General features: G+C 66.6%; 21 protein-coding genes, 4 tRNA genes and 1 pseudogene. 16 read left to right on the top strand and 10 right to left on the bottom strand.

Annotated features, from left to right (window positions below):
* Positions 1–48: 48 nt before the first annotated feature.
* The 3 genes from AC0IX4_RS13830 (at position 49) to AC0IX4_RS13820 (ending at position 1,983) form a co-directional block, all read left to right on the top strand.
* Positions 49–510: a hypothetical protein gene (locus tag AC0IX4_RS13830; protein ID WP_156148828.1), complete on the top strand. Its 462-nt coding sequence runs from the start codon at positions 49–51 to the stop codon at positions 508–510.
* A gap of 71 nt (positions 511–581) precedes the next feature.
* Positions 582–1,706, top strand: coding sequence for a M4 family metallopeptidase (locus tag AC0IX4_RS13825; RefSeq protein WP_042573861.1), 1,125 nt, complete (start codon positions 582–584; stop codon positions 1,704–1,706).
* A 1-nt stretch (position 1,707) separates the two neighbouring features.
* Entirely contained in the window at positions 1,708–1,983 is a 276-nt protein-coding gene (locus AC0IX4_RS13820; protein ID WP_042573862.1) for a protealysin inhibitor emfourin, read from the top strand.
* Here the strand turns inward: AC0IX4_RS13820 and AC0IX4_RS13815 are convergent.
* The 8 genes from AC0IX4_RS13815 to AC0IX4_RS13780 all read right to left on the bottom strand — a co-directional run bounded on the left by AC0IX4_RS13815 (position 1,922) and on the right by AC0IX4_RS13780 (position 7,705).
* A complete protein-coding gene (locus AC0IX4_RS13815; protein WP_471829429.1) occupies positions 1,922–3,373 on the bottom strand; it encodes a DUF4153 domain-containing protein in 1,452 nt (483 codons plus the stop codon). The two genes, AC0IX4_RS13820 and AC0IX4_RS13815, sit on opposite strands and share 62 nt — an antisense overlap.
* Before the next feature lie 75 nt (positions 3,374–3,448).
* A complete protein-coding gene (locus AC0IX4_RS13810; protein WP_471829428.1) occupies positions 3,449–4,411 on the bottom strand; it encodes a HAMP domain-containing sensor histidine kinase in 963 nt (320 codons plus the stop codon).
* Positions 4,408–5,109 (bottom strand): response regulator transcription factor, encoded by a 702-nt coding sequence (locus tag AC0IX4_RS13805; protein WP_471829427.1) that lies wholly within the window; start codon positions 5,107–5,109, stop codon positions 4,408–4,410. The genes AC0IX4_RS13810 and AC0IX4_RS13805 overlap by 4 nt, the downstream gene beginning before the upstream one ends.
* Positions 5,110–5,202: 93 nt before the next feature.
* A complete protein-coding gene (locus AC0IX4_RS13800) occupies positions 5,203–6,456 on the bottom strand; it encodes an FAD-dependent oxidoreductase (protein ID WP_471829425.1) in 1,254 nt (417 codons plus the stop codon).
* Between the two features lie 108 nt (positions 6,457–6,564).
* Positions 6,565–6,638 (bottom strand) — tRNA-Phe (locus AC0IX4_RS13795).
* Between the two features lie 66 nt (positions 6,639–6,704).
* Positions 6,705–6,778: transfer RNA gene (locus AC0IX4_RS13790), tRNA-Asp, on the bottom strand.
* A 107-nt stretch (positions 6,779–6,885) separates the two neighbouring features.
* Positions 6,886–6,958 (bottom strand) — tRNA-Glu (locus AC0IX4_RS13785).
* Between the two features lie 96 nt (positions 6,959–7,054).
* Positions 7,055–7,705, bottom strand: coding sequence for a ScbR family autoregulator-binding transcription factor (locus AC0IX4_RS13780; RefSeq protein ID WP_471829423.1), 651 nt, complete (start codon positions 7,703–7,705; stop codon positions 7,055–7,057).
* A 318-nt stretch (positions 7,706–8,023) separates the two neighbouring features.
* Here AC0IX4_RS13780 and AC0IX4_RS13775 point away from each other — a divergent pair.
* A tRNA-Lys gene (locus AC0IX4_RS13775) sits at positions 8,024–8,096 on the top strand.
* 68 nt (positions 8,097–8,164) lie between these two features.
* Here AC0IX4_RS13775 and AC0IX4_RS13770 read toward each other — a convergent pair.
* Positions 8,165–8,317: pseudogene (locus AC0IX4_RS13770) on the bottom strand (helix-turn-helix domain-containing protein); the annotation flags it as partial.
* A gap of 155 nt (positions 8,318–8,472) precedes the next feature.
* On the opposite strand from AC0IX4_RS13770, the gene AC0IX4_RS13765 reads away from it, so the two are divergent.
* From AC0IX4_RS13765 to AC0IX4_RS13745, 5 genes are all read left to right on the top strand, one after another.
* Positions 8,473–8,655 carry a helix-turn-helix domain-containing protein gene (locus AC0IX4_RS13765; protein WP_471829422.1) on the top strand — a complete coding sequence of 61 codons (183 nt, stop codon included), beginning with the start codon at positions 8,473–8,475 and terminating at the stop codon, positions 8,653–8,655.
* Positions 8,652–8,810, top strand: coding sequence for a hypothetical protein (locus tag AC0IX4_RS13760; RefSeq protein WP_471829420.1), 159 nt, complete (start codon positions 8,652–8,654; stop codon positions 8,808–8,810). The genes AC0IX4_RS13765 and AC0IX4_RS13760 overlap by 4 nt, the downstream gene beginning before the upstream one ends.
* 97 nt (positions 8,811–8,907) lie before the next feature.
* Entirely contained in the window at positions 8,908–9,132 is a 225-nt protein-coding gene (locus AC0IX4_RS13755) for a hypothetical protein (protein ID WP_471829419.1), read from the top strand.
* Positions 9,129–9,338, top strand: a complete 210-nt coding sequence (locus AC0IX4_RS13750; RefSeq protein ID WP_471829418.1) for a hypothetical protein — start codon at positions 9,129–9,131, stop codon at positions 9,336–9,338. Before AC0IX4_RS13755 ends, AC0IX4_RS13750 begins: the two co-directional genes overlap by 4 nt.
* A gap of 1 nt (position 9,339) precedes the next feature.
* The gene (locus AC0IX4_RS13745) at positions 9,340–9,483 is read left to right on the top strand and encodes a hypothetical protein (RefSeq protein ID WP_471829417.1); all 144 of its coding nucleotides are present in this window, start codon (positions 9,340–9,342) and stop codon (positions 9,481–9,483) included.
* Positions 9,484–9,599: 116 nt separating this feature from the next.
* Here the strand turns inward: AC0IX4_RS13745 and AC0IX4_RS13740 are convergent, their stop codons facing one another.
* Positions 9,600–9,725 (bottom strand): hypothetical protein, encoded by a 126-nt coding sequence (locus tag AC0IX4_RS13740; RefSeq protein WP_471829416.1) that lies wholly within the window; start codon positions 9,723–9,725, stop codon positions 9,600–9,602.
* A 290-nt stretch (positions 9,726–10,015) separates the two neighbouring features.
* Here AC0IX4_RS13740 and AC0IX4_RS13735 point away from each other — a divergent pair, with 290 nt between their 5' ends.
* The 7 genes from AC0IX4_RS13735 to AC0IX4_RS13705 all read left to right on the top strand — a co-directional run bounded on the left by AC0IX4_RS13735 (position 10,016) and on the right by AC0IX4_RS13705 (position 12,040).
* Complete coding sequence (locus AC0IX4_RS13735) at positions 10,016–10,366, top strand: hypothetical protein (RefSeq protein WP_471829415.1); 351 nt, start codon at positions 10,016–10,018, stop codon at positions 10,364–10,366.
* Complete coding sequence (locus AC0IX4_RS13730) at positions 10,366–10,683, top strand: nucleoside triphosphate pyrophosphohydrolase family protein (protein ID WP_471829413.1); 318 nt, start codon at positions 10,366–10,368, stop codon at positions 10,681–10,683. Before AC0IX4_RS13735 ends, AC0IX4_RS13730 begins: the two co-directional genes overlap by 1 nt.
* Entirely contained in the window at positions 10,680–10,982 is a 303-nt protein-coding gene (locus tag AC0IX4_RS13725; protein WP_471829411.1) for a hypothetical protein, read from the top strand. The genes AC0IX4_RS13730 and AC0IX4_RS13725 overlap by 4 nt, the downstream gene beginning before the upstream one ends.
* Positions 10,982–11,155 carry a hypothetical protein gene (locus tag AC0IX4_RS13720; RefSeq protein WP_471829409.1) on the top strand — a complete coding sequence of 58 codons (174 nt, stop codon included), beginning with the start codon at positions 10,982–10,984 and terminating at the stop codon, positions 11,153–11,155. The genes AC0IX4_RS13725 and AC0IX4_RS13720 overlap by 1 nt, the downstream gene beginning before the upstream one ends.
* Positions 11,148–11,342, top strand: a complete 195-nt coding sequence (locus AC0IX4_RS13715) for a hypothetical protein (protein WP_471829407.1) — start codon at positions 11,148–11,150, stop codon at positions 11,340–11,342. Before AC0IX4_RS13720 ends, AC0IX4_RS13715 begins: the two co-directional genes overlap by 8 nt.
* A gap of 211 nt (positions 11,343–11,553) precedes the next feature.
* Positions 11,554–11,781, top strand: a complete 228-nt coding sequence (locus tag AC0IX4_RS13710; RefSeq protein ID WP_471829405.1) for a WhiB family transcriptional regulator — start codon at positions 11,554–11,556, stop codon at positions 11,779–11,781.
* On the top strand, positions 11,747–12,040 hold the full coding sequence (locus AC0IX4_RS13705) for an HNH endonuclease (protein WP_471829918.1): 294 nt from the start codon (positions 11,747–11,749) through the stop codon (positions 12,038–12,040). Before AC0IX4_RS13710 ends, AC0IX4_RS13705 begins: the two co-directional genes overlap by 35 nt.
* The last annotated feature ends 49 nt before the right edge of the window (positions 12,041–12,089 follow it).

Below are 12,089 nucleotides of genomic sequence, written 5' to 3'. Positions count from 1 at the left end.
CGGGTTTTGGCGGTCGAGTCGCCGATTCGTCACGGTAATGTTCGGTCGATGAAACTCGTCTCCGTCGCGTTCGCCGCAACCGCCGCCCTCTCGCTCGTGCTCACCGGATGCAGCTCCGAAGATCAGCAGTCCGCGCAGGACACCGCGAACAACGCCGCCGAGTCCGTCGGCGACGCCGCTCAGGGCGCCCTGAGCTCCGCACAGTCGGCCGCCCCCGGCATCCAGTCCAGCGCCGGCAACCTGGCCGACGACGCCGGAAACGTCTTCGACGATGCCAAGCGCGCCACCTTCGTCGCCGCGTACAAGGCGCAGTTCTCCACCCTGTCCGAGGGGAAGTCGGACGAGGACATCGAGGGACTGCTGGGCAGCATCTGCCAGCAGATCACCGACGGCAAGGACAAGGACGCCGTCGTCACCGACATCCGATCCGCAGCCACCAACAACGGCAACGAGCCAGGTGTCGACGAGGCCGGCAACATCTACGAGCAGGCCAAGGTCGCCTGCCCCTGATCGCCACAGCAGCACGTGTCGGTGTGCGCGGCTAGCGTGGCGATCGTTCCCCCGACGGAAGGATCGCCATCATGCCGGAGCCTGTCTCGACTCACCGACCGTGCTGCCAGGGCGTAGTCCCGCCCTACCTTCTGCAGCGCCTCGCATCGGCACCGACCGAGCGCAGCGCTCGCCTGGACACGGCCCCCTCCGTCGCCAGTCGCACGCTCGAGCTGGACGACGAGATGCGTCGACGGCGCGATGTGACACGGGAATCGTTGTCACCCAGCGCCTCTCGCGGCGCAGTTGCCGGACGTCTCGTACGGACCGTCGCCGACGCGAAGAACACGCAGACCCTTCCCGGCGACGTCGTCCGGCGCGAGGGTGATCCTGCTGTCGGCGATGCCGCAGCGGACGAGAGCTACGACGGGCTGGGGCTGACGTACGCCCTGTTCGACGAGGTCTACGGATGGGCGAGTCTGGATGGCAAGGGTCTCCCTCTCGACGCCACCGTGCACTACGGCGAGCAGTACGACAACGCGTTCTGGGACGGCGACCGCATGGTGTTCGGCGACGGAGACGGCGAGGTGTTCACCCGCTTCACGGTGTCCCTGTCGGTCGTCGCCCACGAACTGGCTCACGGCTTCACCCAGTACACCTCGCAGCTCGAGTACTCCGGCCAGTCGGGTGCGCTCAACGAATCCATCTCGGACGTGTTCGGCGTCCTGGCCGAGCAGCGCTCACGCGGTGAGAACGCCGAGGACGCGTCCTGGCTGGTCGGCGAAGGCCTCTTCCTCCCCGACGTGCAGGGGTCCGCGCTGCGCTCGATGCTCGCACCCGGCACCGCGTACGACGACGACGTCCTGGGCAAGGATCCGCAGCCCGCCGACATGGCCGGATACGTCGAGACCACCGAGGACAACGGCGGTGTCCACATCAACTCCGGCATCCCGAACAGGGCGTTCGCCGAGGCCGCGGTGGCTCTCGGCGGCCCGGCGTGGGACCGCCTCGGACAGGTCTGGTTCGACACGTTGACCTCCGGAAACATCACGCCGACAGCAGATTTCGCGACTTTCGCTGCTGCCACCGTCACCGCGGCGATCACTCGCTACGGCTCCGGTTCCGACGTTCACCGGGCCGTGCTCGGCGGGTGGACTACCGTGGGCGTCGAGCAGACGGGGTCCGACGCGTCGGACGAGGTGAGCCGAAGGGCGTGACATGGTCATCGTGGTGGTGCGCAGTGGCGGTGTGGCCGGGATGACCCGCCGCGGCAGCGTCGACACCACCACCGTGGGCGACGACTGGCAACAGTTGGTCGAGCGCGCTCTCCCGTTGCTCTCCTCGCTCGACGACTCGTCGACGTCGGTGCGCGACGGTTTCCGGTGGCGACTCCAGATCGGTGACCACTCCTGCGAAACCGGCGATTCGGCGCTCACCGGTCCGCTGCGCGAGCTTGCGGAACGCACCTTGAAGGAGGGGCGTCCGCCGCGATAGCGGCGGCCTCCCTGCGTGCCAGGTTCGCGTTCCACCACGGGTCGCTCCCCGGCTCGTCGAGGATGCAGGCGCGCAACTCCGGTTCCAGAGTGGACACCGCCGGCACCGCGTCCGCGGACAGCGTGGACAGATAGTCGACGTCGATCAGTCCGGTCCGCTCGTAGCGCTCGACTGCCCGCTCCGCGACCAGCGCATCGACGTTCACCACCGCCATCACCAGCACGCCCACTGCCGCCGTACCGACGATCACGGCGGGCAGACGACGCGACGACCATCGCGCACCGGCGACGATGACGGCGAGCACGACGACGCCCAGCCACACCTCGACGGCCATGACACCCACGCGGAGGCGGGTGAGACCGAACTGCTGCTCGTACAACGACATTCGATACACCGCCGACCAGACGACCACCAACGTCAGGACACACAGCGACCCGAACGCGACTCGGGCGAGAACACGGTCGCGCCGCACCTCGGCATCGACCTTGCGCGCCTGAACGGCGACCACGACGAGTACGCCGACGGTCACCGTGACCAACTGCCAGAACCCGGATCGGGCGTGATCGGCGAATGTCAGGTCGTCCGTCGTCATCACATGGTCGTGTCCGCCGAACAACGTGGCCGCCTGCACCACCACGAACGCTGCGAACACGACGACCAGCGCCGAGACCGGCACGGCCCACTCCCACACCGGTCGTCGTCGCCCGGCGCCGGGGGCGAGCGCGTCGAGTGGCACCGCGTGACGCGCCGCGTGGGCGGCACCCAGAATCCACAGCGCGACGCACAGCGCCACGACCGGACCCAGAGGGTCGACATCGACGGACACGGTCGGGATCACCGCGTCGACGAGGGAGGCGAAGCGATCGTCGGCGCCCGCGAACAGCAGCGTGAACACGGTGACCAGCAGGGCCGTGCTCACCACGACGCGCACTGCGCGCATTGCTGACCGCCGCGACGGCAGCGTCACCTCGGCGGCGCCGGAACCGAGCGAGCGGAACACCGCTCCTTGCTCAACGACGGGCATGAGAGGAGAGAGCACCGTCGCGGTGAACGTCGTCGATGTCGTCGTCGACAGGGCCACACACCACACGGCCAGTCCGATCGACGACACGGCGAGCCACCCCGAGTCGCGGACGAACGGCACCAGCAGCAGTGCGAACGCGACGACGATCCACGCCACCGACCAGCGCGATCGCCGGTCGAGCAGCCCTGCGGCGAGAACGGCGGCCACGCCGACGACGAGGTAGGCCACCGACGGGCGGTCGGTCAGCGCGGCGCCGGCGACCACACCGACTGCCGCGGCGATACCCACGGCCCGACGACGCGGAGACTCGGTGACGCTGCGGACCGGCGACTGCGCCGCCGGATCGGGAAGAAGGTCGGTGGTCATCGTGAACCTCTCTCGGGCAGGGGTGATCGCGCGAGCACCGGATGCGGTGTCACGTGGTGAGTGCGGAAGGTGGGGTCAGACGGGAAGGGTGAGCCGGAAGCAACACCCGGCGGCGACGTCGACCACATCGAGTGTGCCGCCGTGCAATTCGGCGGCCCATCGGGCGATGGCGAGCCCGATACCGGTGCCGCCGTCGGTCGACCCGCCGCGGACGAACCGGTCGAACACCCGAGCGCGGTCGGGCGGAGCGATCCCGTCACCGTCGTCGACGACGTCGATGCGCACCGAGTCCTCATCCACGACGGCGGAGACGGCCACCGCACCGTCGGGTGGGCCGTGGCGTACGGCGTTCTCGACGAGATTGGCCACGACCTGTCGCACCCTCTCCTCGTCGGCGGTCACCGTCGCACCGAGTGGCTCGACCGACACCGAGAACCGGGTCGCCGTGCTCTGGGTGACCACGCTGGTCAGGAACTCTCGGAGGTCGAACGTGCTGCGCGACAGCCCGAGTGCGCCACCCTCGAGCTTCGACAGATCCAGGAGGTCGTCCACGAGCCGGGCCAAGCGTTCGGTCTGCTCGAGAGCGACTCCCACCGTCGCAGGGGTCGCCTCCTGCACCCCGTCGGCGATATTCTCGAGCACGGCCTGCAGCGACGCGATCGGCGTCCGGAGTTCGTGCGAGACGTTGCCGATCAGTTCCCGACGGTAGCGATCCGCCTCGGCGAGGTCCGCCGACATCGTGTTGAAGGCGACGGCCAGCTGGCCGATCTCGTCCCGCGACGTGGCCCGGACGCGGTGCGTGTAGTCCCCGTTCGCCATCGCTCGCGAGGCTGCGGTCATCTCGCGCAGCGGCGAGGTCATCCCGTGCGCGACGATCTGTGTGACCACCAGCGCCACGACGAGTGCGAGCAGCAGCGCGTACCGGAAGGGCTGCTGCGCCGCGAGCCAGAAGGTGCCCGACGCCGCGAACAGTGCGATGACCACCACCAGGCCGGTCTTGACCTTGAACGAACGCAGCGAGTCGAGAGGGCGGATCATCCGCGTGCCCGGAACGCGTACCCGACACCGTGCACGGTGCGGACGACGTCGGAACCCAGTTTGCGCCGCAGCGCTTTGACGTGGCTGTCGACCGTGCGGGACGGCACCGATGTCATGGAGTCGTCTCGCGACCACCCCCACACGTCCGACAACAACCGGTCTCGCGCGAAGGCCGCGCCCGGCCGCCGAGCGAGGAAGAGCAGCAGATCGAACTCCGTGCGTGTCAGGTGGACCTCGTCACCGTCACGGAACACCCGTCGCGCATGCTCGTCGACGCGGACGTCGTCGAACTCGTGGACGACGGTCGGCGCCGGCGCGGGATGACGCTCCACCCGGCGCAGCAGTGCGTGCACGCGGGCTACCAGGGTGCGCATCGAGAACGGTTTCGACATGTAGTCGTCCGCACCCACCCCGAGACCCACCAGCTGGTCCGTCTCGTCCGACCGCGCCGTGAGCATGAGGACGGCGACCGGGCCCTCGGGGCGGGACTGGATACGTCGGCACACCTCGAGACCGTCGAACCCGGGCAGCATCACATCCAGGACCACCAGATCCGGATTCGTGCGCGCCACCGTCTCCACGGCGGCCGGTCCGCTCGATGCGAGGTCGACGTCGAAGCCCTCGGAGTGCAGCCGCGCCGCGATGGCATCCGCCAGAGCCTTCTCGTCCTCGACCACCAGTATTCGCCGTCGATCCATGAAACAGACCGTAACGGCATCCTGTGCGCGTCTCGGGGACGCGATGTGAAGATTCCGTGGAGATCACTCTCGGCCCATGAACCGGACGCAGCGTCAGCCGAGCAGGCGTGCCACCTCCGCGGCCGCGCGACCACCCGATACCAGCGCACCCTGGATCGAGGGCGTGTCGCGGTGGTCACCGGCGAGAAGCACGCGGTCTCCCACTCGTAGCGGTCGACGCAGTGGTGTCCCGGGTGCCTGGGCGGGAAGTGCGTGCGACACGTCGTGTCGGACGATCACCCGCCACGACGAGGTCGACCGTCCCCACAGCCGGTCCAGTTCGGCGCGCACCACCGACTCCGCCGCCGGTCCGGCGGCACCCAGGAGTGTTGTCGCTTGCACCAAGGTCTTCCCGGTCGGCGCGTAGCCGGGGGCGATCGCGCTCATCTCGGCCGTGTTGACCACCGAACCGCCCGCGCCCGAGACGCGGAGGAAGGTGTCGGAGTCTGCGCTGTCGGCGTCGAACCACCAGGTGGACAACCCACGCATCGACGAGGTCTCCGTGTCCGTCAGCGCGGCTGCAGCCGGCGCATCCGTTGCCACCACCACGGCGCGGGACCGCAGCACAGTGCCGTCGGCGGTCCGAACCGTCGGCGTGGTGGTGTCGTCGGTGACGCGATCGACCCTGGCCGAGTACATGATGTCGACACCCGCGCCCCGGGCGAGTTGCTCGGGAAACGCCTGCATGCCGGCATTCGGAACGCCCGGGGTGGCCAGCAGGAAGCTGCGGAGTACCAACCTGACGTACCGGTCGGACGTGGCGCCGACGCCGTCGGCGAGCACTCCGCTGAGAAACGGAGCGAGCAGCGCATCTCGCAGAGGCCCGCGGAGACCGAGCCGGTCCCAGTCGTCGGCCAGTGCGGCATCGGGTGCGCTGCCCAGTCGACGGACGGACCCCACTGCGGGCAGTGCCCACCGCACCGCCCCGGCGACCGCTCGGGGCCTGACCAACCCGAGCCGGACAGCGGATCGGGCCGTCTCGAGCAGCAACGTCGGGTGACGGGTCGGATCGGCCACTGCCCGCACGGTGCCCGAGTCGTCGACGATTCGTACGCCTCGACCGGCGACCCGCAGATCGAGCGCATCGATGTCGACGTGCCGCTTCACCGCCGGGTACGACGGATTGAGTAGTTGGAATCCTCGGTCGCACCAGAAGCCGTCGATGACGTCGGTGCGGATGCGCCCACCCGGCGCGGTCCCCGCCTCCACGATCCTGGCGGTCAGTCCGCGTCGCCGGAGGGCTGCAGCGCATCGCAGACCGGCGATGCCCGCCCCCACCACGATCACGTCCGCGTCGATGTCAGTCATGATCCGTCGATGCTATCCGGCCGTCGTCACCACCCGATCCGATACAGCCCTGAAACCACGAAAGCCACCTGCACGCAGGTGGCTTGTCGAATCATGGTCGTTCTTCGGTGGCCAGAGCCGGGATCGAACCGGCGACCTTCCGCTTTTCAGGCGGACGCTCGTACCGACTGAGCTACCTGGCCGTGACATCCGTGGCTGACACCGGATGGTACTGATGCATTCGCACCACCGAGATGATGCGATTGTTGCGACCCTGACGGGACTCGAACCCGCGACCTCCGCCGTGACAGGGCGGCGCGCTAACCAACTGCGCCACAGGGCCATGCTGTGAAGCATGTACTGCGTGGAAGACCCTACTGCATCTTCGTCGTACTTCTTACCACTCGAAGAGTGGCCCAACCCGTTGCGGTGATGTCACACACCGAAACGTACCCCCTACGGGATTCGAACCCGCGCTACCGCCTTGAAAGGGCGGCGTCCTAGGCCGCTAAACGAAGGGGGCCCGTCGAATCGCTCCGACCGTACCCCAACGGCGTTCCGTTGGGAGCTTGGATAGCTTATGACACTGCTTCAGGATTTCCCAAATCAGCAGGTCAGGCTATGAATTGACGCTGACAGCGGTGCGTGAGGGCCACCCGTTGACGCGCCACTTGTCCAGCCATTCGCGGGACGCCATCGCCATCAGCAGAACCTCGAGCGACTCCTCGAACAAGAGCGTGAGATTGGTGTCGTCGGCGGTCAGGTCCGCCATGTAGCGCTGACCGGCGAGGGACGTGACCAGCACGCGGGTGAACATCCGCGGATCGATGTCCGGGCGGAGCAGGCCGGTCTCGTGCGCCTCGGACGCCAGCTTGTGTGCGGTGCGCCCCCAGACGGCGCCGGCGCCTTCACGGATGCTCTCGTGGAACTCGGGTTCGACGACGAGACGGAACTCGGCGCGGACGACGACGTTCTCCTCGAAGGACGTGGCCAGGCTGGTGATCAGGGTGTGCAGCCATTCCAGCGCGTCCGTGCCCTCGGGGCGCGGCGTGTCCATGACGGCGATGTACTTCTCCATCGCGGTCTGCAGCACTGCGCGTGCGAGTTCTTCCTTGGAACTGAAATGGAAGTACATCGCGCCCTTGGTCGCGCGTGAACCTTCCAAGATGGTGTTCACCGATGCCGCGGTGTAACCACGCCTGCTGAACTCGTACGCCGCAGCCTCGACTATCGCGGCCCGAGTGCGTCGAGCGCGTTCCTGCTGTGCCATTGCGCCTATGCCTCCGAAAATGATCACCCAAAGGGGCCCTGATACTCGCCGAAGCTTAACCGACAAACCTGAGAATCCCCTCGGACCTGTCCACGAATGCCGTGTTGTCGCCGGTTCCGACGTCGCTGCACGACCGCCTCACCTGGCAGGCGTGCACCGACTGCCGGTTTTGTCCGGTTCCGTGCTGGCGAGCGTCCGCACTCGCGTCGTAAAGAATGGTGAAAATTCATAAAGCCATTTCAAAGGCAATTGCCCGTCAGCGGGCGGGAGCCGGTGGGCGGCCGCCGCGAACCGGTCCATTACACTCGTCGAGCACTGGCCCCTATAGCTCAGTTGGTAGAGCTACGGACTTTTAATCCGCAGGTCGTAGGTTCGAGCCCTACTGGGGGCACTCGCTCCGCCGTCAGGGCGGTCAGGGTTGCCGGCTGTCGTGCCGCCGGCCGATTCGAGCCACTCCAGACTGACGCCGGTAGCCATCGCCCACGCGATGAGTACCGGCCGCTTCGGCGCTCGGATATCAGCCTCGTACGAGCCGATGGTGCGTCGACTCAGGCCGAGCGCGACCGCCAGCTCGTCCTGGCTCATCCCGGCATGTCGCCGGGCCTTGCCCATGCAATCACCTTGCGTCCATGCCGGCTCGACACCAGTGCCGGAACTCGCTCTCTCAGCCATGCGGGCAAGCTTAACCGATAGGGCTGACATGCATCAATAGTGGAAGTTCACAGTCATGCTTGCCGTTTCTTCCCAAATGGGTAACTATGACCCACATGGAACCGGACCTGATCGGCGCTGCGGAAGTATGCAAGCGCCTCGGCATCGGCAGAACCACACTCCAGCGTTGGGCGATCAAGGGCCGACTGCAACCCGTCACCCAGGCCCCGGGTAGAACCGGACCTCGGCTCTACGACCGCGCTGAGATCGAGCAGCTCGCATTGGAGAAGGCGTCATGACCTTCGACCAAGAGGCCGCGCTGTGGATCGACCAGACCAAGGCGCTCGACGCCGCCCTGGCGTTGACCGACATGGATCGCCGGCGGGTGCTGAATCTGCTGGCTGAGTCCTCCCCCGTCGAGCTGCTCGCCGCGATCGAGAAGGCCGGCCAGTGACCCGCCGAGTTTGGCTGGCGCTGCTGCCGGCACTTTGGACCATCGGTCTCGTCGCTCTGCTCGCCGCTCTGTACGTCCTCGCCCACGGGATGCCGGCATGACCCACGTGCAAGCGCCCGAGGGCATGCGCCACATTGGCTGGTTCTGCGATCACACCAACCGCGCCACGACCCACATGAAGTCGAAGTGGTCGAAGAAACGACGCGAGTGGGTTCTGAAGAAAAGTCCCGCAACTGTCATGTCGATCACGTCCGCAGGGTTTGAGCGCCTGGTTTGCCCGCACGCCGTCCCTACTTTCGTGCAGGTCGAGGTCGAGCATTGATCGCGATCGACGGCCAGCTCGTCGCTGACGCCCGGTCGCTGGGCATGACGCGACTGGAGGCCGAGTGGTTGGCTGAGCGCGCCTGGGGCCGCTCCCTCCACGAGATCAACACAAGCACCGGGCAGCTCACCCCGGTCGGTATCCACGACCAGGAGCGCGCCGCGTACTGGGCCACGCTCGCCACTCATCTGCCGGCGGACGACTGACGTGATCGACCACGGTGACCACCTGAAGCGGACGGTGTGCGACGTGTGTCTGCGCCCGTTCCAGAAGGACCGGCTCATCCCCGTGCCGCCGATCTGCCGGCAGTGCCGCGAGGACACCGAGGCTGCGATGCGAGCCGACGCGTGAGCGCGACCGATGACCCGCGCATCCATCTCGTCGTGAGTGAAGCCGACGAGCTGGAGCGCATGGGGTTCACAGACCGCCGGCCACCTGAGTGGGAGTGGGAGCGCATCTGCGCCCTCTCACCGTGCAGCGCCGGCCCGCAGTGCCATGTCCAGGGCGGTCGCTATGGGCAGTACCTCCACGACATAACGGTGCATGGATACGCGCTCGTTCGGGGCGGTGATGCCGGCGTCTGACGCGATCAAGGCTCCACGGCGCTATCTGGCGGGTCAGCCGTTAACCGACCGCTCTAGGCACGAGTTCCCTTACGAAGCCATCAGACCTAGCTGGTGGGACCGGACCAAAGACTGATCATTGGCGGACCGGTATTACCAAAAGCCTTGTCTCCGAACGGAGACGAGGCCAGAGGCGTTGGGCTGACAACCGGGGAGCGGAAAAACTGGGTGGTTCGGGCTGGGTGGTCAGCTCGACACCGGCACCCTTGGGTGCTCCTTTAGGTAGACCGTAACCCGGTGCATGACAGGAGGTTTCGAGCATGGTGCTCACGTTGGGCGGTGGCACAGTACGTCTCTACAGTCGGTCTGCCCCGATCATCAAGGCAGTGCAGGAGTTGTGTGAATCCCACAACTTCGATCTGGAGCTGAACTCCGGTCCCCGGCCTGAGACGGCCATGTTCGTGATCACCACGAGTGCTCACTCTCGGGACACGGTGGTGCTGGCGAACACGTACTGCACTCCCATCGCTCGCTGCGAAGTGGTGCAGCTGCCTGAGGGCTCGATCTACCTCGCTACGTCCGTTCTCTACTCCGGCCACGTGAACCTGTGCGGGTCGGACCACATCGCTAAGAACCCTGCTGATGTCAGGGACCAAGGAGTGCTGTTCTGATGACCATCCGAACTGATATGTCTACGACGTCCATGCACTGCTGGCGCAGTGATCACGACCTGACGCGTGAGATCCACCAGGCGCGAGAGGCGGCTCACAAGAAGCACGGTGACAACTCGATCGAAGCTCTGCCCTGGCACGCTCACGCGTGGGTGCCGATCTTGATCGAGGAGGTAGGCGAGGTCGCACACGAATTGACCTACGACACACTTCAGCCGGGATCGGCGGACCGTCTCCGCGCCGAGTTGATCGACGTCATGTCTGTGGCCATGGCCTGGGTCGACGCGATCGACGCTGCGAAGCGAGCTGTTCGATGACCGATCTCGCAAGGACCATCGAGGCGCTGTCGTTCGCGGCCGGCGACCTCGTGCAGCCGATCACTGTCGCGTGCGGTGCCGGCAACTACCTGTTGACCGAGCTGGCTGAGACCGACCCGAAGCGGTGGGCTGTGACGCAGGCGCTCGGATCACTGACGGCGGCGCGCAAGTCGATCGAGACGGCCACCGAGACGCTGATGCAGATGTTGGCTGAGGACGAGCTGCCGCGCACTGTCGTCGAGCAGGCCATCGACCTGGACGACGAGCAGCTGCATGCGCTCGGTCGGGTGACGTTCTGATGGCCGGCCATCTGACTTCTCTCCAGGGCTTGCCTGGTCGGTTCGTCGCGACGTCGTTCGACGCTGAGCGGCAGATGATCGTGGTGGAGATCTCGGACGCGGACGGCAACCTCACGGGCTCCATGTCGTGGGGTTACGAGGAGCCGGCCGCTGCGGTGGTGCCGGATGCGTGACGTGGTGATCGCGACTCACACAGCACTCAATGCGTGTGTGGACGGGTCGATCGTGGTGGACCGTGATGACTGGCTGTGGCAGCTGCGCGCCGGCGAGTGGGTGACGTACGGCTGCTCGTTCGAGTCCGTGGCGAATGTCGACACGCTGCTGCCGGTTCGGCTGGTGGCAGTGAGGGCGTACTCATGAGCGCCTGCCGCGTGATCGTGCGCAAGCACCGGTTCATCAGTGGTGCTGTGAGCTGGACGATGTGGTTAAAGATCGGTGAGGGCCAGCGAATGTTGCTCTGTCGCTGCCCTTCGCACGCCGACGCGATGCGTACGGCGCAGTGGTATGCGACCGCGCAAATTCCGGACGCACTGGCGAGGCAGCGGCGATGAGCAACTGCCGAGGGCGCTGGGTGGAGTACGAGTACGACAATGTCCCTGGCGGGCAATGGCGTACGAAGCTCGACGCGGCCGGCCAGCTGTGTGAGGGCTGCCCGTTCAAGCAGCCGTGCGCACGGATGGCGCTGAAGTGCCACGCCCTCGGCATGGTGTGGGCAGGTGTGCCGATCCCTCCGAAGCACAACTCCAAGATGACCGCCCGTGCGCATGAGCTACTGGTGGAGGTGGCGCTGTATGGCTGAGGCAGGGCAGCGCCGGCCACCTATCCCACCGGACATGTACAGCACAGTGGTCCAGCGTGCGGGTGGCGTGTGCCAGAAGTGCGGTAGCGATGACCGCTGCGAGGTGGACCACATCACTCCATGGCACATCGTGAAGGAGCACAGACTTGAGAACCTTCAGCTGCTCTGCCTCTCATGCAACCGCAGCAAGGGCGGCAAGGTGGAGAGCGACGGACGCAAGACGTGGTTCCACTCTGACTACTGGCCGGCCCATGCGTGAGTGCGTGCATAATATGCATGACCGTGGATGGTGGCGAGTGCATGTTATG

The sequence above is a fragment of the Rhodococcus sp. AC861 genome, assembly GCF_979256035.1.
This window is presented reverse-complemented; position numbering and strand designations above follow the sequence as displayed.